We start from the raw sequence: 23250 nt of genomic DNA, 5'->3' as shown, positions 1-23250 counted from the left end.
AAAAACCTCCTGTTATTTAATGCCGTAATATATAGCAGCTAAGACCATAGGAATAGGGCCTAAAATTGCTGTTAATGCCCAAATACCCACCCCAATATCCATTGGAATATTAAGTATATGAACGCATACCCAGTAGGTTAACCCACCAATCACAACATTCATAGCCACCCGTTTAATGGTGAAAAATGCTACTTTGAAAGCAATGTAGGCTACAGCAATGGAAATAACCGCCGATATAATCGGTGATGCTAATAAAGCTCCCATACTACTATCCTTTCATTTCTTGACGGTTCACTACGGCACCGCCTAGCGTTAATTCATCGGCATATTCAATATCGCCACCCACAGGAACACCGCGGGCAATGCGCGTTACCTTGATGCCACTTGGACTTAATAATCTCGCCAAATACAGAGCTGTTGCTTCCCCTTCGACATCCGGGTCTGTCGCGAGGATAACCTCTTGTACAACACCATCGCGAAGGCGTGCAATTAATTCTTTTACGCGAATATCGTCAGCACCGATGCCCTCCATAGGGGACAAGGCACCTTCCAATACATGATACAAGCCCTTGTAATCACCACTGCGCTCGATAGCAATGACATCGCGAGATGTTTCAACAACCATGATTGTCGTTTGATCGCGATTTGGATTGCTACAGAATTCGCAAGGATCTTGAGCTGATAAGTTAAAGCAAATAGAACAGTGACGCGTAGCCCCCTTCGCTTCTACGATAGTTTCCACGAGGCGGTCTACCTCTTCCTTCGGCATTTCTACCAAATGATAAGCCAAGCGTCTAGCCGACTTAGAACCGATACCAGGTAAGCGGCGCAGCTGTTCTACGAGCCGTTCTAAAGCGTTTGTCATTTAGAATAAACCTGTTGGCAAGTTTAGACCACCAGTTACCTTGCCCATTTCTTGAGCCAAGAGGTCGTCTACTTTTTTACTAGCTTCGTTTACCGCAGCCATTACTAGATCTTCTAACATTTCTACATCTTCAGGATCAACAGCTGTAGGGTTCAATTTCAAAGATTCGATGATTTTTTCACCGTTCATCACAACGGTTACAGCACCGCCACCTACGGAAGCTTCTACAGTACGAGTTTTTAACTCTTCTTGCATTTTCTTCATATCTGCTTGCATTTTTTGAACTTTTTTCATCATGCCAGTCATATTGCCCATACCTTTACCAAACATTGTATTTCCTCCTTTTAGGACATCGTCCTATACTAATATTCTAAGTCCATATCATTAATACTATATGACATAGGTTTATAACATATATGTCTCCTAATAGCCCTAAGGCCAAAGGTTATTATATAACGATTGCTTTTCATCTATTCTTCGATGACCTCGACGATGATGTCATGGTCTTCAGATAGTTTTTCTAATGTTTCTGCCAAGAGAGGATTATTTCGTTCCTCTTCTGTCATATGCTCTGGATCCCAGGCGTATTCTCGAGCCACCGTAACACTATCAATAGCCTCTATTTCAACAGGTGCTGGTGAAAGCATAGCATTTCCATCACTTTGATGCGGGGTTACTTCACGAGGTTCAACCCCATCAGACTTTGGGACAGCTTCCACCTCGATATGTGCACCGCTATCCATAGGGCGCTCTAACACTTCACCATCCTCGCTGATAACAGTCACACTATCTAATGGATGTGGTGGCATATCATCTAAGGATGATACATAAGAACCCTCCATATCATCTACAGGCACATCATCAAAGGAATGAACCGGAATATCATCCCCTTCAATAGAACCCGCTAGAGACTCAATAGGAATTTCACCATCAGAAACCTGATTAGATGGACTGCCATCAAAAGATGTAATCGGCACATCTCCACCGGATGCTGGCTCTGTTTCTACGCCAGCTCCTAATGCAGTTTCTGATGCAGCTATTGTAGTTGTATTCTCATTATCACTAACTACTGTATTTGCAACAGCACCGCCGGTTTTCTTGGCTAAGAATGCCATAGCCGCAGCCTTAGCCGCGTCCACAGCCGCAGAATCAGGCTTACTCTCTTTAGGATTATTGGTTAAATCCATTTGTGTCGGTTGCCCACCGGAGGTCGTCTTTACATCAACCATTGGTTCTTGAGGCCGTTGTGGTGCTTTTACTTGGCGTTGTGTGGTGCTACCAGCAGCCTTTTTATAGTCTTTATAAACTTGCGTGAGAGCATCCACGATTTCTACGTGTACCGCATAGCCCAGTGTATAAGTGAAAGCATCAGCTGCTTCAGCCAAGTTCACTTCATTAGTCATCACATTGAGATGCAATGTATTTTTAAAGGCCATGACCGCCTTGCTTTGGTCTACATATACAAGTTGACCTTGACCAATAACTGTAGAGGTCATATTGCGATTGCTATCCTTCAAGTATTTAATCACATTGGATTGTACATTGCGATACTCTTGAGCAGACAAGATTTGGTCACTAATGATGGCCTGTGTACTAACACCTTTTTTAGCACGACCTTTAGCTTGGTTTCTTGTAGGTTTTTTGGAAACCGTATCCCCATTATTTGGCGGTGGCACCATGCCAACACCGCCCATTGGTGGCGGAGCCATACCCACTCCATTCATCGGAGGAGGTGTACTACCTGGTGCTCCCATTGGTGGTGGAGTCATACCCACATTCGCAGGCGGTGGTGTCATACCTACGCTGCTTGGAGGTGGCACAGTGCCAACAGCAGTATTTTGAATACTACTCATGGAAGAATTCTGCACAGCAGCATTATCTACAGGAACAAAGCTGTTCGCATAGCCGCTAGGTGGACCAAATGCATTAGCACCATAAGCTGGTGTAGGAGCCTCTGAGCCTCGTTGTTCCAATTGAGCCATACGGTTCAACAAATCATTTCGTTCAGATCGCTCAACACTTTCTAGAGCATATACACGATCTTCTAAGCTTTCATCAACAGAGCCTAATTTAGCACAAAGCACAAGTAGACCCATTTCAATGATGGTTCGTGGATTATCCACTTGTTTCGCATCATTCATAATGGATTGCGCACTGCGCACATATTGATTAAGTTCATTGAAATCAACACTATTGGCTTGAACTAGAAACTCATCCTTAAAGGCATCATATACCTTGAGCTCATCCGCATCAGGAGCCACCTTACCAACGAGCAAGGCACGCACATGTTGAATGAGGGCTTCCATAATTTGCGTCGCATCGCGACCTTCTGCCAAGGCATCGTGAACGTAAGATAATACTTTAGGGCCATCTCCGTTGCGCAAAGCATCTAGGAAGTGAATAATCCATTCCTTACTTACGAGACCGATTAACTCTTCCACCACTTGCGGTGTAATAGAGCCTGTTGCCATACCGGCACATTGGTCTAAAATACTCAAGGCATCACGCAAGCCACCATCTGCATGAACAGCAATGAGCTGCGCTGCTGCAGAATCAAGGCCAAAGCCTTCTTTTTCTGCTACGTAAGATAAGCGTTGTGCAATATCATCAGATGTAATGCATCTAAAGGTGTACCGCTGACAACGAGACACGATAGTAACAGGCAATTTTTCAATTTCTGTAGTAGCAAAGATAAACATCACATGAGCAGGAGGTTCTTCTATGGTTTTTAAAAGTGCATTCCACGCCTCTGTAGTGAGCATGTGGGCTTCATCGATGATGAACACCTTTTTACGCCCTTCAACAGGCATAAATTTGACGCTTTCACGAAGAGCACGCACCTCATCGATACCGCGATTAGATGCGGCATCGATTTCAAGGACGTCCATGGACTGGCCACTCAAAATCGATCTACAAGCACTACACTCATTACAAGGGTGATCCGTTGGGCCATGCTCGCAGTTGATAGCGCGCGCAAAAATCTTCGCCATGCTCGTCTTACCAGTCCCCCGCGGACCGGCAAATAAATAGGCATGAGCTACCTTATCCTCCCGGATAGCGCGCATCAATGTATCAGACACCTGATGCTGACCGACTACATCGGTAAATGTCTGCGGACGATACTTACGATATAGCGCAATATATGCCATTGGAACACCCCCTTTTTCCGAAACTTACAATACTTTATTATACCATATTCAAGAAAATCTGACTTCTTTAATATAGTTCTCTCCACATTTCCAAAGTGATATGTTTATTTATAAACTTTGTAGATATTTACTAGTCAAAATTCCATCATATGGTTCACAATAAAACATCGTATAGTCCAGAATAAAGTATCATACATTCCTAAATTAGACATAAAAAAAGCGACCTCACAGGCCGCCTTGCAATACTCGATCACGACAGCCCCCGGGTTCCCCGTGGCACATGAAGGTTACCGCTTAGTGCTGCTACCTCTCAGTCCTGACACGATTCACAGGCCCCCATTGCACAGGCCCGAGAACTGCCATGATCCAATATTGCAATATAAATATTATACATGAAAAAGCCTCTATAGTCAAAGCTATAGAGGCTTTTCACTGTATTCTTATATAACAAAAATTAACTAAGAAGAAATATATTATGCATATTTTTCTTTAAATGCAGCTAATTGAGCTTCCTCTAAGGACAAGCCTTGTTCTTTAAAGCGTTCAATAGCAGCTTGCATTTCCTCGTATGCTACAGGTACAACCTTTGTGAATCTGTTAACAAAGTTATTCCAGTTTTCAATGATGTGACGGCCTTTAGCGGAGTTAGTATGCAATACATGTTGTTCTACTAGTTCTTTAATGCGTTTAAGGTCATCATTATTGGCAGGACGTAGTTCTACGAGACCTGGATTTACATAGCGTTCATCGCAATCGAGGATGTACGCATAGCCACCGGACATACCTGCTCCGAAGTTACGGCCGATTTTACCGAGTACGAGCACTTCGCCACCGGTCATGTATTCACAACCATGGTCGCCGACACCTTCCACAACAGCCGTGATACCACTGTTACGAACGGCAAAACGTTCACCAGCTACACCGTTGATGTAGGATGTACCAGAGGTTGCACCATAGAAGGCAACATTACCAATTAGGATGTTTTCGTCCGCTTCAAAGATAGATTTCTTAGGTGGGTACACCGTTATAGTACCGCCGGACAAGCCTTTACCGAGGTAATCATTTGCATCCCCTTCGAGTTCTAAGGTCATGCCTTTAGGGATGAAAGCACCAAAGGATTGGCCTGCAGAGCCTTCAAAGTTCAACTTGATTGTGTTATCTGGCAAACCGCTTTCACCATAACGACGAGTCACCTCAGAACCAACCAAGGTACCTACAACACGATTGATGTTAGTGATAGCCAATTTAGCGCGAATCGGTTTTTGGTCCTCAATAGCAGGACGGCACATACGCAAGAGCTTGGACATATCCAAGGTGCGTTCTAACTCGTGATCTTGGTCAACCATGTGCATATGCCCTACAGAGACGTCGATGTACGGACGGAACAATATACGTTTAAGGTCAACGCGAGACAACTTGAAGTTATCGTCTTGCGATTTTTGACGTACAAGATCGATACGCCCAACGAGTTCAGCTACGGAGCGAATACCTAGGCGAGCCATAATTTCACGCAATTCACGTGCGATAAAAATCATCAAGTTTTCAACATATTCAGGCTTACCTGTGAAACGAGCACGCAATTTTTCGTCTTGTGTAGCTACACCATAAGGGCATGTATTAAGATTACATACACGAGCCATTTTACAGCCTACCGCAACGAGTGGCAATGTGCCAAAGCCGAATAACTCAGCACCGAGCATAGCCGCTACAGCCACATCGAAACCAGTCATCAATTTAGAGTCTACTTCTAATTGAACACGGTCACGCAATCTATTGAGCATCAAGGTTTGATGAGTTTCAGACAAACCTAATTCCCAAGGCACACCAGCGTGTTTAACAGATGTACGACCTGCCGCACCAGTACCACCATCGTATCCGGAAATCAAGATATTATCCGCTTTCGCTTTCGCAACACCAGCAGCAATCGTGCCAACGCCTGCTTCAGATGTCAGTTTAACAGAAATACGCGCATCTTTATTGACGCATTTCAAGTCATAAATCAATTCAGCCAAGTCTTCGATGGAGTAAATATCGTGATGTGGTGGTGGAGATACGAGCTCAACGCCAGGAGTGGAGTGACGAGCTTTTGCAATTTCAGGATATACCTTTTTGCCTGGTAATTGACCACCTTCACCTGGTTTTGCGCCTTGAGCACATTTAATTTGCAACTCTTTTGCATTGATCAAATAATTCGCTGTTACCCCGAAACGACCAGATGCAATCTGTTTTACTTCGGAGTTCATGCTATCGCCGTTTGGCAATGGTTTGAAACGATCTACGTCTTCGCCGCCTTCACCAGAGTTGGATGTAGAGCCTAAACGATTCATAGCGATAGCGATCGCTTCATGCGCTTCTTTACTGATGGCACCGTAACTCATAGCGCCCGCTTTAAAGCGTTTTACGATAGACTCTTCCGGTTCAACCTCTTCGATAGGAATACCACCGCCTACAGGATAATTCAATTCCATTAAAGAACGCAATGTAACATGGTAATCATTGCGAATCGCTTTGGAGTATTCTTTATATTTTGCATAATCCTTTCCGATAAGGGATTCTTGTAACAGGTCGATAGTCTTAGGGTTAAATAGATGCTCTTCCCCATCTTTTACTGGACCATACCAACCGCCTGGTTCGAGTACAGTTTCGTCGGATTTGAAAGCCCGTTCAAAACGAGCTAATGCTTCATGTGCTACACCACCAAGACCAATACCGCCAATACGTGTTGGTGTATTTACGAAGAACTTGTTAATAAAGTTAGTATTCAAGCCCAACGCTTCAAAGATTTGTGCACCGTGGTAGGAACGAACTGTGGAAATACCCATTTTGGACATAACCTTCATAATGCCACCTACAGCAGCCTTGATGTAGTTCTTTTCTGCTTGTTCTGGTGTAATATCGCCAAGGCGTTTCCGAGCTTGCAAATCGCGTACAGTTTCAAGCGCCAAGTATGGGTTGATAGCTGTTACACCATAACCGATTAATGTACAGAAGTGATGAACTTCGCGTGGTTCACCAGATTCAAGAATGAGGCCAATTTCTGTACGCAATACTTTGTTAATCAAATGATTGTGAACAGCAGCTACAGCCAACAACGCTGGAATTGGCGCATGATGTTCATCGACACCACGGTCGGATAAAATCAATACATTTTGATCTGTACGAGCTGCTTCTTCTGCCTTAGCACACAATTCATCTAATGCATCGCGCAAGCCTTCGGCACCCTTAGTTGGGTCAAATAGGATTGGCAAGGTTACAGATTTCATACGACGGCAATCAAGAGCTTTGATGGACGCCAATTCTTGGTTTGTAAGAATTGGGGTGCGCATGGACAATGCATAGGTACCAGCTTTGTTAGGTTCTGTTAAATTACCAGAGTTACCAAGCATAACCCGTGTAGATGTAACCATTTCCTCACGAATAGAATCAATTGGAGGATTCGTTACTTGCGCAAACATTTGCTTGAAGTAGCTATATAGCAATTGTGGTTTATCTGACAAGATAGCTAAAGGCGCGTCGGCCCCCATGGCACCAACAGGATCTTTCCCATCTTTTGCCATAGGCACGATCATACGCACAAGGTCTTCTTGGGTATAACCAAAAGCTTGTTGTTCTTTGAATAAATCATCTACTGTTGGAATTGTACTTTCATCGGCTTGCGTAATTTCAGACAAATGAATAACGTGTTCCTTTACCCATTCATTGTATGGTAATTCAGTAGCGACGCGATGTTTGATTTCTTCATCGGAGATGATACGTTGCTCCTCTGTATCAATGAGTAGCATTTTACCTGGTTCCAAACGGCCTTTAGCGCGGATGTTTTCAGCATTTTCGTTTACAACGCCAACCTCGGAAGCCATGATAACGCGGTCATCTGTTGTCACATAGTAACGAGCAGGACGCAAACCGTTGCGGTCAAGGACACCGCCGATAACTGTACCATCGGTAAAGCCCATAGCCGCAGGACCATCCCAAGGTTCCATCATAAAGCTATTGAACTCGTAAAAATCATGTTTTTCTTGGCTCATGAGATTATTGCGTTCCCAAGGCTCAGGAATCATCATCATAATCGCATGAGGCAAGGAGCGGCCTGTCATGTGCAAGAATTCTAATGTGTTATCAAACATAGCAGAGTCAGAACCGCTATCATCAACAACAGGGAATACTTTTTTGATATCTGGGAATAATGGGGATTCCGCTTTACCTTCACGAGCATTGATCCAGTTTACATTACCGCGAATAGTATTGATTTCACCGTTGTGAACTAAGAAACGGTTAGGATGTGCCCGCGCCCAGCTTGGGAATGTATTCGTACTGAAACGGGAGTGAACCATTGCCAACGCAGAGGTAAAGTCAAGGTCGCTCAAATCAAGGTAGAAGTCGCGCAATTGACCAGGTGTTAACATACCTTTATATACGATTGTTTTAGAAGACAAGGAGGCAATATAAAAATCGCTAGATAATTCCTTGCTTAATGGAATAATACGTTTTTCCGCCAATTTACGAATGATATATAATTTGCGTTCAAATTCCTTATTGTTAGTTACATCTGGACCTTTGCCGATGAGGATTTGAATCATCCAAGGACGAATCGCCGCAGCCTCTTTGCCTACCTTTGTACCATCGACCGGTACTTCACGCCAGCCGAGAACAACTTGCCCCTCTTCGCGTACGACCTCTTCGAGAATTCGTTTTTGCTCGTTACGGAGGCTTTCATATTTATGGGCAAAGACCATCCCTACGCCATATTCGCCAGCTGCAGGTAGGTTAATACCAAGCACTTCACACTCGCGCTTGAAGAACTCATGCGGAATTTGTACCAAAATACCGGCACCATCCCCGGTGTCCTTGTCGGCACCAGCACCACCACGATGTTCCAAGCGCTCCAAAATGCGTAAACCATCGTCGATAATATCATGAGATTTTTTTCCCTTAATATTAACAACGAAGCCCATGCCACACGCATCCTTTTCAAATTGGCTGCTGTACATACCATTGGCTTCAAGTCTAGCTTGATCTAGACGTTGTTGCTCTATTGTGCTTTGCTTCATATCCATAACGTGCACTCCTTCATATCACTTGATTATTCCAAGCACTGCGGCATCGTTCCGTTCGGTCTTGGTAAAAGTATAACTAACAAACTATTTCTCTATAAAATTATCAATTTAACATTCTATAGAATTTTATGTCTATACACAGTATACTCCTGTCCACTGTGAATTGAAAATATAAAAAAAACATAGTCTATGCTTTTCATGCATAGACTATGAGTTTTTATCACTATTGTTTTTTGTATACAAGGATACAGGGATAATAAGCTTCTCATCCAATAAATACGATAATCTTATTATTTAGAGTGGAAAAATCAACAGTTATTTTTCTCGACCAAAATTATCCCCTACTTCACAGGTAATCGTAATAGCTTCATCCTTACCATACGGTACAAAGGTTAGCTCCGATGCGTGCAAACATTGGCGTGTATAGGGCTTATTGCGCGTACCATACATAGCATCACCAATAATAGGATGGCCAATATGTTCCATGTGAACCCGAATTTGATGAGTTCTGCCAGTCAACAATTTAAAACGTAACAGAGTATTGTCTCCTTCATAACCGAGAACGGTATATTCCGTTTGAGCAGGCTGACCAAACTCATCGATAACACGGCGATTATCGAATACTGGATCTACCCCAATAGGCTTATCAACCATGCCATCCGCATCAATATGACCTTCTACAAGTCCTGTATAAATACGATCGATACGACCTGCTTGTAGCTCATCCGTATAATATTGTTGTGCTTCCTTTGTTTTACCAAATAGAATACACCCCGATGTATCTCGGTCGAGGCGATGCACAGGACGAACCTTATGAACTACACCCTTTTTCGCATAATAACCAGCTATATAATTGCTTAAGGTGCAAGACTTTGTTTGCCCTACTGGATGAACGAGCATAAAAGGAGCTTTATTTACAACTAAGGTATGAGCATCCTCGTAGAGAACGGTAATCGGCCCCTTTTCTACGTCTACTCCATAATCCTTATCTTGTGGTAACTCCAAGGTTAATACATCCCCTTTTTTAAGTGCCCGCTGCGAATGAGCCACACGGCTATTAACTTTCACCCGTTTCTTGCGAAACATCATTTGGATATCCCGAGAGGATAGGGAAAATCGTTCCTTTACATATTTAGAAACCGTCAACTCAGTTGGTTCTTTCACCGTATACGTTTTCCAACTCATATTACCACCATTCGTTAATATATGTTTTTTGTTCAGGATAGAGAATATCGAAATAGTCTAACCATTCTTCGCTTACTGAAAGTTTCCCTTCAAACGCAAGGTCTCGAGCCGTAAGTGTGCCCATTAATAACTGGCTCAACGCACCGACCTCAATGGTAATATCTGTTTCACCCTCTATCGTATCAGAAATCTTTTTAACGGATGGAGTTAATGCACTGCCATATTGTACTTCATAGCGACCTTCGTTCCAACTGCAAAGCCCATCTTTTACAGCAAAGGTCATTGTTATAGGCATCATCAATGCCTCTTGATTGACAGGAATTGCTTCAAAAGCAGCTTTTACATCTACAATACGACTCATCATATATGGCATGGTAGCGTGGCCAGTTCTACCATCAGGATAGAAGCGATAATATGTATCGTGAAGGCCTTCATTCCAACGGATAGACGTACCTTGAGAACGGTGATTATAGAAATAATTCAATAATGCACGTTGTGCACGGCGTGTCGTGTAAACCAACTCAGTAACAGGAATTTCAGGCTGACCTAAACGATACACTGCGTAGCCTTCAATGACATGGTCATCGTTGCGCACTACAGCAACATTTACACCTTCTGCAAAGAAACTGCCTAACAAACATTTCCATTCCTTTTCACCACGTTCTGCGTAGCCAGAAAGACGAGCCGTATATGTTTTATATACTGGATCTAACAAAGTCCATTGATCTACACTATTTAGTAAGCCAAAGCTCAACGTTTTATCTGTCATAGGGCGCAAGTCTTCTAGCGACATGGTATTCACCCATTGATGAGCATAAAGCTCCCAACCATATTGTTGATAGAACGCTGCCTTGGATGGCATCAAAATCGTCATAGCTTGACCGCGTTTACGAAGCTCCTCTAGTGCAGCAGTTAACAGTGCACCGCCTACACCACCGCGGCGAGCCGCAGGATGCGTTGCAACGCCTACCATATAGCTTGTAGGTAGTACAGCACCACGTACATTAAGATTATATTGGCGCAAATGAACGGTGCTCAACAATTGATCCTGCTCTAGGCCGACCATTGTATTCTCTGGTTCATAGCAGTTTTTAAAATAATATTGGAAGAATGGATCTTCCTTAGGTTCAAAGCAGTACGCCCATAGATTTTCCACATGAGACGTATCTTGAGCCGTCGCAATTCTAAATTCCATAATTATGTCCTCGTTATATCATAAGAGCCGTTATCTATCTGTCGCGTCACAGCGTATAATATCTAATCTGATCTAATTTAAGCACATCACATCGCCATATGGCCATATCGCCATGATGATACGATAGTTACATTCAAATAGATAGTCTAACAATTCTATTATAACAAAATGAGCTATGAAGCACATCGACTTCATAGCTCAGATTTTATTTACCACCTGTCGCATTATCTGCTTCGTTAGCATATACTGCGTCATATTTTTCAGCAAAATGATCTGGGTTATAAGATTCTTTTGCTTGACGAAGACCAGGCAAGCCCATATCTTCTTCACGGTTGATGAATTCTACTTCGCTAAATTCATGACGAATGAATTCATTATTGATAGCTTGATACAAACCACGAATATCTGGATTTGCTTTTTCAATGTGAATCAAAGCAATTCTGTCATTGAGAAGCTCACCGATACTAAAGGCCTCGACACGGCCAAATAATTTAATGGCACCGCCTTTAAGACCCAACACATCCCAGTTATCAAATAATAAATTGATGGCTACCAATTCATCTTCGATACCTTCTTCATGATGCGTTTCTACCCAAGATGCTGCCGTTTCACGACATAATGGGATGATATCATCTGTAATTGGCACATATTCATAGTTAGAATATTGCATGCGGAATTGATTTAAATGGTTTTTCTTTTGACGGAATTTCTTACCAGACAAGTTGATAAGATCTTCGGACTTGTAAATGTATTCGTAGTTGTCGCGGTCAGGTGTAAATGCATAGCGACCAGGACATAGGTCTTCCATGCGTTCTTTTACATCTTTGCTAACGCCTTTAAAACGGAACGGCAATTTATTTTCTACGAACCATTCTTTAGCACGCAACAAACCATCAAGGAACTTTGCATCTTTACCAGCAAATGGAGGCAATAGGAATGGCTCACGCTTGCCGCCACCTTGGATATACAATACGCCATTCTCTTCAGCCCAGCGAATACCGTATGGATCTTGCCACATAAACAATGTAGTAAAGCAATTATCGGATGCTTCATAATGATGTTGTTCAAAATACTTGTCGATTAATGGTTTATCTCGCAATTCAAAACGTTTAAATTCTAAAATAATAATCCCTCCTATCAGATTCCTCTTTTGAGGTTACTTTCACGGTCTGTGAAAGTTTCGATTCTATTATGTTTAAACATAATCCTAACAATCTAGTATTAAACCCATAGGGGTCGTAATCACAATTTTACAGATTCACCTAACTCAAAGGTGCCATCCGTTGTGATAACCTTGTCACCTTCGTTGAGTCCAGAAATAATAGCTACGTCATCACCTTCAGTAATGCCTACCTCAACAACACGTACATCAACTGTATTATTCTCGGTTAATACATATACATATTTGCCATCTTGATTTTCCCGAACCGCCTTAGTTGGAACGGTCAGCATCTTGGCTTTCACATTAGATTCAATAACGAGTGTATAGAATTCACCAGCCTTGATAAGGCCTTTCTCATTGTTGAAAGTAGCTTTTACGAGAACACTTGGCACATTTTCAGGCTGAGTAATATCTACGTAAGTCAATTCCCCCGGTATTTCTTGGTCCCCCACCTTGAGAAGTACCTTCATACCATTCTTGGCTTCAGATGTACCTAACTTCATAGCCGCATCACGGGGAATGCTGAGGGATGCTACCATCGGCGTGGATTGCTGAATCATCATAAACGGACGGTCCGCAATCGCCATTTGACGGTCTTCGTTATAAATAGATGTCACCGTACCTGCTATAGGAGCCACGATTGTAGAAGCTGCCATCTGTGCTGATACTTGAGCAATTTGTGCCTCGATAGCCGCCGTATTGACGCCTCCCCCACCACCAGTTGTGACTGTTGTAGTTTGTGGTTGAGATCGTTCCAAAATACGATCATATTCTTTTTGTGTGATTATGCCTGCTTCGCGCATGCGTTGAGCCTGTTCCAATTGAGTACTATCTATAGATGCTGCAGTCGTAGTCGTCACAGCTGTGGCATATGATTGTGATTGGGCTTGTGCTAATTGTCCTTGCAAGGATGCTAGCTGTTGTTGTAAAGCCGATGTATCTACAGTGGCCACAGTTTGACCTTGCTGTACTTGGTCGCCTACTTTCACAGCATACACGACCTGCCCCGTCAAGGTCGGCGTTATCGTCGCCTTATTAAGGGCCGTTACATTGGCATCATTATGAATCTGCAACGGCATATCCTTGTACGTTACCTCTGCGACGGATACGGTTTTCGTACCACATCCCGCAATAGCGAGTGTCATAATCATAACACCAAGGATAGCAATTACAGAGCAGAAACGATTTATTTGCATTCTGTCACTTCCTATCATATTGATTTTTATCAATACCTTAGTATATCATAAAATCAGTTAGAATTGTATGAAAGCTAATTCCTTTAATTTATGGATATAACGGAGGTTCTCATGGAAGAACGGATGGACTTTAGAATTTTAAACAATGGTAGCTTCATTCCCTCCATCGGTTATGGTACCTATAAAACAGGCACCGAAGGAGAGACTGAACAGGCCGTTGCCAATGCACTTGGCGTAGGCTATCGTTTACTCGATACGGCCGCCTATTATGGCAATGAAGAAGCCGTGGCTAAAGGAATCAAAGCATCTGGGATTAAACGAACAGATGTAATCATCACTACCAAAATCTGGCACACTGATGCAGGCTACGATAATACGATGCGTGCTGTTGAAAGTTCCTTAAAGAGATTAGATACCAACTATATTGACATCATGCTAGTACATCAACCACTGGGTGATTACTACGGTTCTTGGCGCGCCATGGAAGAATTATACGATCAAAATGTACTCCGTGGGTTAGGTCTATCTAACTTTTACGAAGACCGCCTCATTGACTTGCTGTACCACTGCAATGTAAAGCCGGTGGTCAACCAAATCGAATGCCACCCGTTCAACCAACGTCAATCACTTTTACAATTAATGAGAAAGCATCAAGTTGTAGGCATGGCATGGTCTCCATTTACCCGTGACCGCCAACCGATTTTTGACCATCCAATCATCAAAAGCTTGGCAGAAAAATACGGTGTTTCAAAACATCAAATCATCTTGCGCTGGCACATCCAACAAGGCATCATTCCATTGCCAAAGGCAAATAACGTGAGCCATATGGAAGCAAACTTCGATGTATTCGATTTCAAACTCACCAACATCGATATGGACGTTATGGAACTACTAGACCAACAAGACTTCTTGGAAGACCATCATACTGCGCCTGGTCTTGAAAGGCTATTACAACTCAAATAAAACATAATATACTAATTAAACATGCATTGTTGGCAACAAATATAACAATCATGCCATCGCGATAAGCAAAATAGTATATGTAAAAATAAAACCACGTATATCTAATCTTTCATAGGAATAGATATACGTGGTTTATTTTATTTTGTCACATTAAATATGGCTTGTACAAGAATCATATAAATTACTGTACCAGCAGCAATCGATATGAGCATGTTACGTTTCCATAAATGTAAACCTACCGTAACAACCAAGGCTATGAGCTCCGGAATACCGTACGGATATGCTAACACGACAGTCTCTTTAAAGGTATATACAACGAGCATGCCCATAACAGCGGCTGGTAATGCCTTACCTAAAAATAGTACAAAATCTGGTGCTTTTTTTCCTGAAGGAAATACGAGGAAGGCTCCAAATCGGGTAAGTAATGTACCGGCTACAACAATGGCAACAGTAATGACCATTTCTGTACTAGTCAAGATGTACACCTCCCCACTTGTACGCTACATAACAGACGAAAAGCATACATGTCATAGACAGCAGCATAAAGAGTGATTTACCAACCAATACAAGCATGATTAATGCCATTAGTACCCCAGCTACGCCAAAGGCTCTAATCTTATTATTCTTCGCATTGAGTAGCATTTCAAGGAATACCGCAATAAATAGCCCTGGCAATACGAAATCGATGCCCCGTAAATCTACGTCAGCCAATAAATCACCAAATAGACCACCTACAAAGGTGCTAAATACCCAAAATATATAGTTAAGCCAAGACACGTGGAAGTAAAACCACTTTTCATCTACATCATCTGGCAGCTTCGTTCCCATGTTGATGGCAAAACTTTCATCACACATCCAAGCAATAGTGGGGAACCATTTCCACCCCATATGAATATAACGTTGGAGCGCAGACAAACCGTAGAAGAAGTGACGACCATTAACAAACATGGTCAGTACAAACGCATTAATAGGATCAAATCCAGCCACCAACATGCCAATCGTCACAAACTCCATGGATCCCGCAAAAATAGTAGACGCCAAAACAGGCGCCGTCCACCAAGGCAGCCCTTGGCTCGTAGCATATAAACCAAAGCCTAAACCAATAACAAATAAGCTTATGCCCATAGGAGCCATAATAGGAAAAGCAAAAGAAAAAGCACTTTGACGCTTTATCTCATTCAAGGGACTATCTCCTTTCAATATCGTATAATCAGTCGTCAATCATCAATCATCAATCATCAATCATGTCGATTATAAAGCACGTGTTAAAATTTCGCGAGCCACTTCTGGTGTTATGTCACCTTTTTCACCAAGTTGTGTCATGCCATGGTCTTTTAATTGCTTCACAACTGTATCCACAGCTTCTACACCAATACCATAGTCTTTCAAATGAGTAGCTACGCCAAGGGATTCGAAGAATTCACGAGTTTTTGCGATAGCCTTATCCGCTTTTTCTTCTTTTGTACCTTCTGTGATATGCCATACACGTGTAGCGTATTGTGCCAATTTTTCAAGCTTATCAGCCTTTTTCACTTCCAATAATGCAGGCAATACGATAGCTAATGTTATACCGTGATCAAGATGGTACGCAGCAGTCAATTCATGACCAATAAGATGTGTGGCCCAATCTTGTGGCACGCCAGCGCCAATCAAACCATTTAAAGCTAATGTGGATGCCCATACGTGATTAGCACGAATATCATAGTTTTCAGGCTCCTCTACAGTTATATGGCCAATCTCAATCATAGTTTTCAAGATGCCTTCACTGAAACGATCTTGAATGCGTCCTTCTACCGGATATGTTAAATATTGCTCTGTAGTATGTACAAAGGTATCAATAACGCCATTCTTAACCTGTTTTTCAGGCAACGTAAACGTCAATGTTGGATCTAGCATGGAGAACTTAGGGAATACTAAGCTGCTAAATACAGGAAATTTACCATTTCCATACGTAATAACAGCACCATTGTTCATTTCGGAGCCCGTTGCAGGTAATGTCATAACTGTACCAAACGGTAATGGATTTGGCACCATTTCAACGGGCACCTCTGGCACTCCAGCCTTCATAACATCAATAACAGGTCCATCATAGGTAGCGCCCATAACGATGAGTTTCGTAGCATCCACAACGGAACCACCACCTACAGCAAGCACGAAATCTACACCATGTTCTTTGATGAAAGCTACCGCACGTTCACAGGTTTCTAAAGATGGATTAGGTTCAATACCACCGAATTGTTCAACCTTGCGGTTACCAAGAGCTTTCACAATGCGATCAATAAGACCACTGTGCACAGCGGAGCCACCACCATAAGTAATGAGCACCTTTGCATCCTTTGGTACCAATGTATCTAATTCATCTAAACGGTCTTTACCAAATACGATATGTGTAGGGTTATAAAAATCAAAATTATACATACATCCTCCATTAATCCGACATATAGATATATCCGACATATAGATATATGAATCCATATTAGAATTATACAAAAATATTTAAAATATAAATTTACTACCTAGCGATCACACATTCAATATAACACATTAATCAATATATTATATTGAATTGTATTATAAATGAGCTAGAATTTCACCATAGTTTTAATCTATAGCTAACTGATATGCTTTTATCATATACAAATCCCCTTCATCCATGATAGGATATAACCATTATAAGACTTGAAAGGGATGATTATATGAAATTAAAAACATTGTTAGCACCATTACTTATCGGTGCTCTTGCATTTGCTATCGCTGGTTGTGGTAGTACATCAAATCAATCAACACAAACACAAAAAGAAATCAAAATAGGTGCTACATCTGGTCCTCATGCACAAGTAGCTGAAGCTGTAGCAAAAGAAGCTAAAAAACAAGGAATCGATCTTAAAGTAGTTGAATTCTCAGACTATGTAACACCTGATAAAGCCCTTGCAGATGGCGATATTCAACTGAATGCTTATCAACATGTACCATTTATGGAAAACTTTAACAAACAAAATGGTTCCAACTTAGTAGCAATCGGTAAAACAATTTTGGTGCGTATGGGCTTATATAGTAATAGTGTACACAGCGTACAAGATGTACCTGAAGGCGCTACTGTTTCTATCCCAAATGACCCTACTAATGGTGGTCGTGCATTAGCATTATTAGCTAAAGCTGGATTAATTACGTTAAAAGATGGTGTCGGCTTCAAAGCAACAGTTGCAGATATCACATCTAACCCGAAGAATATAAAGATTCAAGAACTAGAAGCAGCTCAATTACCTCGTAGTCTAGATGATGTAACAATTGCAGTTATTCCAATGAACTATGTGCAAAGTGCTGGTCTTAGTGTAGAAAAACAAGGTTTCTTCTTCGAATCTAAAGATGAACCACTAACAGTTATCGTACTTGCAGTTCGTAGTGAAGACAAAGACAACGAAACATACAAAAAAATTGCAGATATTTACAAATCTGATGCTATTAAACAATACATCGACGAAACATTCAAAGGCACTATTACAACTGCCAATTAATAAAGTTTATATCGTCACTATATAACTAAAAAGAGATACCCCAATGATTACAATCATTGGGGCATCTCTTTTTTACTCTTCTGTATCAAATGTAACATCTAATGGTTGACGCTCTACAATATTGCGATATCGTACTTTAGGATATCCCATAAGAATGCCACCAGCTACAATTTTATCATCAGGTACACCTAATTCATCTAATAATGGTTGGTATTCAGCTTCTCCAGCATGTTCAAAAAAGCCTGCCCAACAAGTACCAAGGCCTAAAGTCGGCGCATATAGCTCAGCATAAGACAAGCAAGAGTGACCACTATCATGGGTACGATGAATATCTTTTTTAGAGCCAATTGCCACGACGAGAGCCGGCGCATCGCGCAAGATATACTCCTTGCCTTTATCTACTTCTGCTTGAGCCGCACGAGCATAAAGGCGCATAATTGGCACTGTTTTTGCAGCTAAATGCATCCACTCTAGAACGAGATCAGCAATACGGCGTAACGTTTGTTTATCTCGGATTACTATATACGAAATACCTTGTGTGTTAGTTGCTGTTGGCGCCATTCTTGCAACGTTTAGCACTTTGCGAATGAGCTCTACAGGGACTGGTTTATTTTGATAGTTACGAATAGAGCGACGACTACGCATAAATAGTTCAGCTTGCTCAGGCGTTAACTTAGGTTCCTTTGTAATATCGATTTGCTCTTTACGCGGTGTCATATCGCTATCAAGAGCAAGCGTTGGGCATACGGAAATACAATGCCCACAGGAGATACAACCTCCCCTGCCAGTTACAGGTCCAGCATCGGACATCACCAGCAATCCTGTCGGACAGTCAGCAACGCAAAGGCCGCATCGTGTACAGACTTCTGTATTGACGGTAAATAACATCTGAATATCCTCCAAATACTACTATAAAGCCTATTATAACATACAAAATCAAGTCATATCTAGTTTTAAACAATTATTCTAACTGTATTGGGACTCAACTAACATTTGTTCATTTGCTTTTAGGATGGGGCCCCGTCTCGTTAATACAACTTGGTAAAAAAAGTAAGAATACGCTTGCTTGCTCCGTTCTTCGCAAAGTCGCTGCACAAGCGTATTCTTACTTTTTTATCACTGTATTTATAAAGATGTCCCATCCAAAAGCGTAAATAATCTAGCTAATACTTATGTAGCCCCATTACAATTACACCTTGAAACAAATCATAGAAAACACTATCATTTTACACATTATAATAAACTTTATAGTAGTGACGCCATGCCCACCGTGACGGAAGGACTAGCCTACGGCTAGTCTTGATAGTAATTTAGTCAAAATTACTTGGCCGTCTCTCCCCTCCCCCTATTATATAAAAGCAGATTGAGTAAATATCCAATGTAGCTTGTGATGGGGCTACTCTGTATATTAGCAGAGTAAGTCGCTTGCTATGGGACTAATTTACATCAGGTGTTATAAAAATGAAACTGGGTACCTATGCAGCGACTTTACGAAGGACGGAGCAAAGAGGTACCCAGTTTTATTTTTAATTAAGTTGTCGCAATGAAATAGGGCCCCATAGCAATCGACGTAGAAACTACTTATATGCTAGGGCCCCATCACAAGCGGAGAAGTGAATTTACTCAAATGCTTTTATAAGTTCCATGTATTGCGCTTTGTGTGTCATTCTCCATGTCCCAAAGTCTGGTTCTGGGGATTGGTTTAGAATATTTGCTAAAGATTCCAAAAATTCTGGAATTTTTGTAGCTACAATATTGCCGGCCATTTTACCGAAGTTTTCAGAGCCCATGTGTTCTGAGCCACCGTCTACAAGAATAAATGCTACCATAGGTTTCTTATCTACTAATTTTACAGCACCATGGAAGCCAATTTCGCCGATTTGGTGTGTACCACAGGAGTGTGGGCAACCAGATATATGTAAACGAGGTAGTTTTCTTGTATCTACGCCCTTTTCTTCAAGGTGTGCGAAGATATCTTTCAAAAGACCGTTAGAGTCTTGCATTCCAATCTGACATATAGTAGAACCAACGCAAGATACGGAACGGCGGAAATCATTTTTAGCACTGTCATCAGTTAATTCCGCAATTTTGCGTGCTTCATCAGCGGTGAGATTGATGAAGAACAATGCTTGGTCTGGCGCAATACGTGCTTCTACTTGATCAAGTGTCACCGCATAGTCAAGGGCCGCCAGCAAGTGTTCAACGTTCGCATCGCCACCTGCCGGATGATATTCTACATAGTATAACCCGTCTTGTTTTTGACGGTGAATACGATAATTTTCCACAGAATCATCACGCTTACCAGTTTTTGTAATTTCATAAGCGTAATCAGCCGGATTAATACTTAGGTGTTCTACTTCTTTTACCATAGCTAGGGTTTCTTCATAGATCTTGATGAAAGCTTCCGCCCCACCCATTTCAGCAGGCATGTAACGAGTACGAGCCTTACCGCGGTTTTTGAAGTTACCATGGTTAGCAAAGACCATAAGCATAGCTTTCACATGGTACAAAACATCCTCAGGCGCTACATCATGTGCCACCGGAATACCAATACGAGGATTAGGACCAATACCGCCACAAGCATACACATCAAAAGTATTGTGTTTTGTTAAATTAAAACCTAGGTCCTTGAACGTAGAATGTGGGGTACTATCAAAACCATTATCTATGCCCATTTTAAATTTGCGAGGAATCTTGATATAGAACATTTGCTCCATAAGAAATTCGCTAATTGCTGTTGCATACGGCGTAATATCTAGAGTTTCACGAGGATCAATGCCGCGTAAAATACTAGCCACCACATTGGGATTATCACCACCAGCACCACGGTTGTAAATACCGTGATCATAACATTCCTTATAGAGCTTTAATATTGTATCACCATCGAGGCCGTGCATTTGTAAGCATTGGCCGGTAGTGAAATGTACGTGTTGTAGGTTATATTTACGAATGGAGTCCGCTAAAAACTGCATGTGCTCGCGCGTCATGCGGCCACCATTGAAACGCCAACGGCTCATACCAGTATTTGCACCGCGCTCAGCGTAACTACCATAGGCACCAGACTGTCCTTTATAATCTGCAATAGATAGTTCTTTCTTATAGAACTTATGTGTCATATCCTCAAACTTTGGATAATCTGCAATTAATCGATCTTTCAACTCTTGTGTAATCATACTATTACCCTCTTGGCTTATATTTATTAAGCATAATTCGTAACTTTATAACGCTTAGTATACCATATATGCATAAGTATATTAGTAGCTAAGCTCACAATTTCAATACCGATTCTTAATAATATAGTTTACAATCTGTAATAATTATCAATTTTAAAAAGGCAAAAAAGGCTGTAACCAAATGTGGTTTTACCACATTCAGCTACAGCCCCTTTTTATAATAATTTATATGATTAAGCGTTGCTAGTTTTTATACTCGACCTTCGTTAGGATTATTGTATGCATCCTTATCGATGGTTCCCATAATTTTGTCTACTACCAAAGCATTTGTTAATGACCCAGATACGTTCAAACATGTACGTCCCATGTCAATCAATGGATCGATAGCTAAAATTGGGCTAATGGAGGTGAAGTACGCTCCAAGTCCTGTACCACTAAGGGATACAGATGCCGCCATTGTAGCCGTACCTGGCACGCCTGCGATACCAACAGAACCAATAGCAATAACGATAACACTCATGATATACATAGTCATATCGAATGGAATATTGGCTACATTAGAGATGTACACCACCACAAGTGCTGGGAACACGCCCGCACAACCTTGCATGCCCGCAGTAGTACCGAAGGAAGCTACTGTATTAGCAGTTGTAGCATTTACACCAAGACGTTTTGTCAAAGTCTCTACAGTTAATGGCAATACCCCCATCGAAGAACGAGAAGTGAACGCCAATAAGAGTGGTGCTTTCGCTTTCTTGAAGTATGTAATCGGATTGTAGCCAAAGCTAGTAATCAAGATTGCTTGTACAACAAACATAATCAAAAGACCAACGTAAAGCAATACTACGAACAAGCCCATATCGAGAATAGCTTGTACACCGCGTGTTGCCAATGTAGAAGCTAACAAAGCAACTACACCATATGGCATAAGACCAATGATGAAATCAGCTACCCAAGAAATCAATTGGTGAAGTTCATCAAATAGTTTTGTGAACACCTCCATAGAGTTTGTCCCTGTTTGTTTTAACAGACGAGCTACGCTACCCAAAATAATTGCAAATACAACAATGCCGATAACATTTGTTTCAGCAGCCGCTTGAATTGGATTGCTTGGAATTAGTGCTCGGAATGTGTCAACCATAGGTTTGATTTCACGAATCTTCTTACCAGATTCAACAATATCAAAACCTTGACCTAAACCGAAGGCATTCCCCAAAATTAGGCCGACTATAGCAGCAACGGCTACCATGCCGAGATTTGTAGAAATCATAGCAACTACTAACTTTTTAAGGTTAGCACCTGCCTCCATGTGCAAAATAACGTGAACAATAGAGATAAAAACGATAGGAATAACAAGCATGCGGATTAAGTCGATGAAACCGCCCCCTACGAGAGAGAACCACTTTGTACTTTCCTTGATGTAAACCACTTTGGATGGATCATCAGGGAAGCCTGCAATAATTTGGACCGCTATACCAAGTACGGCACCAGCAATAGTACCAATAATAACAAGATTACCGAAGGATGTGCCCTTGCGTTGCAATACATAAATACCAATTAACACGAGCACAAACACCGCGATAATACCAATACTTAGTGGATTGCTTAACATGAGGTAATCTGTAAAGAATGGAATATTCATAATACACCTCTTTAATTCATATCACAACAATAGGTTATGAACTTAGTATAGCATATATCGAAAAAAATACAAGTATAATATTTAATTTTTGGTAACATTTAATGTATTCTGTAATATATACACCAAAAAGGCGATTTTCCAGAAGAAAATC

17 protein-coding genes and 1 other RNA gene are annotated in these 23250 nt (G+C 41.5%); 2 read left to right on the top strand and 16 right to left on the bottom strand.

Annotated features, from left to right (window positions below; genetic code table 11):
• Positions 1-12: 12 nt before the first annotated feature.
• From ACMKPP_RS01865 to ACMKPP_RS01820, 10 genes are all read right to left on the bottom strand, one after another.
• Positions 13-264 carry a hypothetical protein gene (locus ACMKPP_RS01865; RefSeq protein WP_004694917.1) on the bottom strand — a complete coding sequence of 84 codons (252 nt, stop codon included), beginning with the start codon at positions 262-264 and terminating at the stop codon, positions 13-15.
• 4 nt (positions 265-268) lie between these two features.
• Positions 269-865 (bottom strand): recombination mediator RecR, encoded by a 597-nt coding sequence (recR, locus tag ACMKPP_RS01860; protein WP_004694915.1) that lies wholly within the window; start codon positions 863-865, stop codon positions 269-271.
• Entirely contained in the window at positions 866-1195 is a 330-nt protein-coding gene (locus ACMKPP_RS01855; RefSeq protein WP_008714816.1) for a YbaB/EbfC family nucleoid-associated protein, read from the bottom strand.
• A 140-nt stretch (positions 1196-1335) separates the two neighbouring features.
• Entirely contained in the window at positions 1336-4014 is a 2679-nt protein-coding gene (gene dnaX / locus ACMKPP_RS01850; RefSeq protein ID WP_418369224.1) for a DNA polymerase III subunit gamma/tau, read from the bottom strand.
• Positions 4015-4270: 256 nt separating this feature from the next.
• An RNA gene (gene ffs / locus ACMKPP_RS01845) (signal recognition particle sRNA small type) lies at positions 4271-4370 on the bottom strand.
• Between the two features lie 117 nt (positions 4371-4487).
• A complete protein-coding gene (gltB, locus tag ACMKPP_RS01840; protein WP_418369223.1) occupies positions 4488-9068 on the bottom strand; it encodes a glutamate synthase large subunit in 4581 nt (1526 codons plus the stop codon).
• A gap of 315 nt (positions 9069-9383) precedes the next feature.
• Positions 9384-10253 carry an RluA family pseudouridine synthase gene (locus ACMKPP_RS01835; protein WP_418369222.1) on the bottom strand — a complete coding sequence of 290 codons (870 nt, stop codon included), beginning with the start codon at positions 10251-10253 and terminating at the stop codon, positions 9384-9386.
• A 1-nt stretch (position 10254) separates the two neighbouring features.
• Positions 10255-11448 (bottom strand): GNAT family N-acetyltransferase, encoded by a 1194-nt coding sequence (locus ACMKPP_RS01830; RefSeq protein WP_418369221.1) that lies wholly within the window; start codon positions 11446-11448, stop codon positions 10255-10257.
• A 205-nt stretch (positions 11449-11653) separates the two neighbouring features.
• Positions 11654-12589, bottom strand: coding sequence for a DUF2156 domain-containing protein (locus ACMKPP_RS01825; RefSeq protein ID WP_316062400.1), 936 nt, complete (start codon positions 12587-12589; stop codon positions 11654-11656).
• 101 nt (positions 12590-12690) lie between these two features.
• Positions 12691-13806: an efflux RND transporter periplasmic adaptor subunit gene (locus ACMKPP_RS01820; RefSeq protein WP_279009247.1), complete on the bottom strand. Its 1116-nt coding sequence runs from the start codon at positions 13804-13806 to the stop codon at positions 12691-12693.
• Between the two features lie 111 nt (positions 13807-13917).
• On the opposite strand from ACMKPP_RS01820, the gene ACMKPP_RS01815 reads away from it, so the two are divergent.
• On the top strand, positions 13918-14769 hold the full coding sequence (locus ACMKPP_RS01815) for an aldo/keto reductase (RefSeq protein ID WP_418369220.1): 852 nt from the start codon (positions 13918-13920) through the stop codon (positions 14767-14769).
• 137 nt (positions 14770-14906) lie between these two features.
• Here the strand turns inward: ACMKPP_RS01815 and ACMKPP_RS01810 are convergent, their stop codons facing one another.
• From ACMKPP_RS01810 to ACMKPP_RS01800, 3 genes are all read right to left on the bottom strand, one after another.
• Positions 14907-15245: a branched-chain amino acid transporter permease gene (locus ACMKPP_RS01810; protein ID WP_418369219.1), complete on the bottom strand. Its 339-nt coding sequence runs from the start codon at positions 15243-15245 to the stop codon at positions 14907-14909.
• Positions 15238-15903, bottom strand: coding sequence for an AzlC family ABC transporter permease (locus ACMKPP_RS01805; RefSeq protein WP_008602239.1), 666 nt, complete (start codon positions 15901-15903; stop codon positions 15238-15240). Before ACMKPP_RS01805 ends, ACMKPP_RS01810 begins: the two co-directional genes overlap by 8 nt.
• Before the next feature lie 117 nt (positions 15904-16020).
• Positions 16021-17187 (bottom strand): iron-containing alcohol dehydrogenase, encoded by a 1167-nt coding sequence (locus tag ACMKPP_RS01800; RefSeq protein ID WP_024061294.1) that lies wholly within the window; start codon positions 17185-17187, stop codon positions 16021-16023.
• A 278-nt stretch (positions 17188-17465) separates the two neighbouring features.
• Between ACMKPP_RS01800 and ACMKPP_RS01795 the strand changes: the two genes are divergently transcribed.
• Complete coding sequence (locus tag ACMKPP_RS01795) at positions 17466-18284, top strand: MetQ/NlpA family ABC transporter substrate-binding protein (protein ID WP_004694891.1); 819 nt, start codon at positions 17466-17468, stop codon at positions 18282-18284.
• 72 nt (positions 18285-18356) lie between these two features.
• On the opposite strand, the gene ACMKPP_RS01790 is transcribed toward ACMKPP_RS01795, so the two are convergent.
• The 3 genes from ACMKPP_RS01790 to ACMKPP_RS01780 form a co-directional block, all read right to left on the bottom strand.
• Positions 18357-19172 (bottom strand): nitroreductase family protein, encoded by an 816-nt coding sequence (locus ACMKPP_RS01790; protein ID WP_004698259.1) that lies wholly within the window; start codon positions 19170-19172, stop codon positions 18357-18359.
• 731 nt (positions 19173-19903) lie between these two features.
• Positions 19904-21457, bottom strand: coding sequence for a nitrite/sulfite reductase (locus ACMKPP_RS01785; RefSeq protein ID WP_021148607.1), 1554 nt, complete (start codon positions 21455-21457; stop codon positions 19904-19906).
• 250 nt (positions 21458-21707) lie between these two features.
• Positions 21708-23099, bottom strand: a complete 1392-nt coding sequence (locus tag ACMKPP_RS01780) for a cation:dicarboxylate symporter family transporter (RefSeq protein ID WP_008602231.1) — start codon at positions 23097-23099, stop codon at positions 21708-21710.
• Positions 23100-23250 lie beyond the last annotated feature (151 nt).

The organism is Veillonella parvula (assembly GCF_048309325.1).
Taxonomy (GTDB): Bacteria; Bacillota; Negativicutes; order Veillonellales; family Veillonellaceae; genus Veillonella; species Veillonella parvula_T.
The sequence above is the reverse complement of the archived record's forward strand: the minus strand, read 5'-3'. Positions and strand labels throughout refer to the sequence as shown.

What these genes read in the sequence shown, in the direction of transcription:
- ACMKPP_RS01865 (WP_004694917.1), bottom strand. Translation starts at nt 264, where the DNA reads ATGGGAGCTTTATTAGCATCACCGATTATATCGGCGGTTATTTCCATT.
- recR (WP_004694915.1), bottom strand. Translation starts at nt 865, where the DNA reads ATGACAAACGCTTTAGAACGGCTCGTAGAACAGCTGCGCCGCTTACCT.
- ACMKPP_RS01855 (WP_008714816.1), bottom strand. Translation starts at nt 1,195, where the DNA reads ATGTTTGGTAAAGGTATGGGCAATATGACTGGCATGATGAAAAAAGTT.
- dnaX (WP_418369224.1), bottom strand. Translation starts at nt 4,014, where the DNA reads ATGGCATATATTGCGCTATATCGTAAGTATCGTCCGCAGACATTTACC.
- gltB (WP_418369223.1), bottom strand. Translation starts at nt 9,068, where the DNA reads ATGGATATGAAGCAAAGCACAATAGAGCAACAACGTCTAGATCAAGCT.
- ACMKPP_RS01835 (WP_418369222.1), bottom strand. Translation starts at nt 10,253, where the DNA reads ATGAGTTGGAAAACGTATACGGTGAAAGAACCAACTGAGTTGACGGTT.
- ACMKPP_RS01830 (WP_418369221.1), bottom strand. Translation starts at nt 11,448, where the DNA reads ATGGAATTTAGAATTGCGACGGCTCAAGATACGTCTCATGTGGAAAAT.
- ACMKPP_RS01820 (WP_279009247.1), bottom strand. Translation starts at nt 13,806, where the DNA reads ATGCAAATAAATCGTTTCTGCTCTGTAATTGCTATCCTTGGTGTTATG.
- ACMKPP_RS01815 (WP_418369220.1), top strand. Translation starts at nt 13,918, where the DNA reads ATGGAAGAACGGATGGACTTTAGAATTTTAAACAATGGTAGCTTCATT.
- ACMKPP_RS01805 (WP_008602239.1), bottom strand. Translation starts at nt 15,903, where the DNA reads ATGGCTCCTATGGGCATAAGCTTATTTGTTATTGGTTTAGGCTTTGGT.
- ACMKPP_RS01800 (WP_024061294.1), bottom strand. Translation starts at nt 17,187, where the DNA reads ATGTATAATTTTGATTTTTATAACCCTACACATATCGTATTTGGTAAA.
- ACMKPP_RS01795 (WP_004694891.1), top strand. Translation starts at nt 17,466, where the DNA reads ATGAAATTAAAAACATTGTTAGCACCATTACTTATCGGTGCTCTTGCA.
- ACMKPP_RS01790 (WP_004698259.1), bottom strand. Translation starts at nt 19,172, where the DNA reads ATGTTATTTACCGTCAATACAGAAGTCTGTACACGATGCGGCCTTTGC.
- ACMKPP_RS01785 (WP_021148607.1), bottom strand. Translation starts at nt 21,457, where the DNA reads ATGATTACACAAGAGTTGAAAGATCGATTAATTGCAGATTATCCAAAG.
- ACMKPP_RS01780 (WP_008602231.1), bottom strand. Translation starts at nt 23,099, where the DNA reads ATGAATATTCCATTCTTTACAGATTACCTCATGTTAAGCAATCCACTA.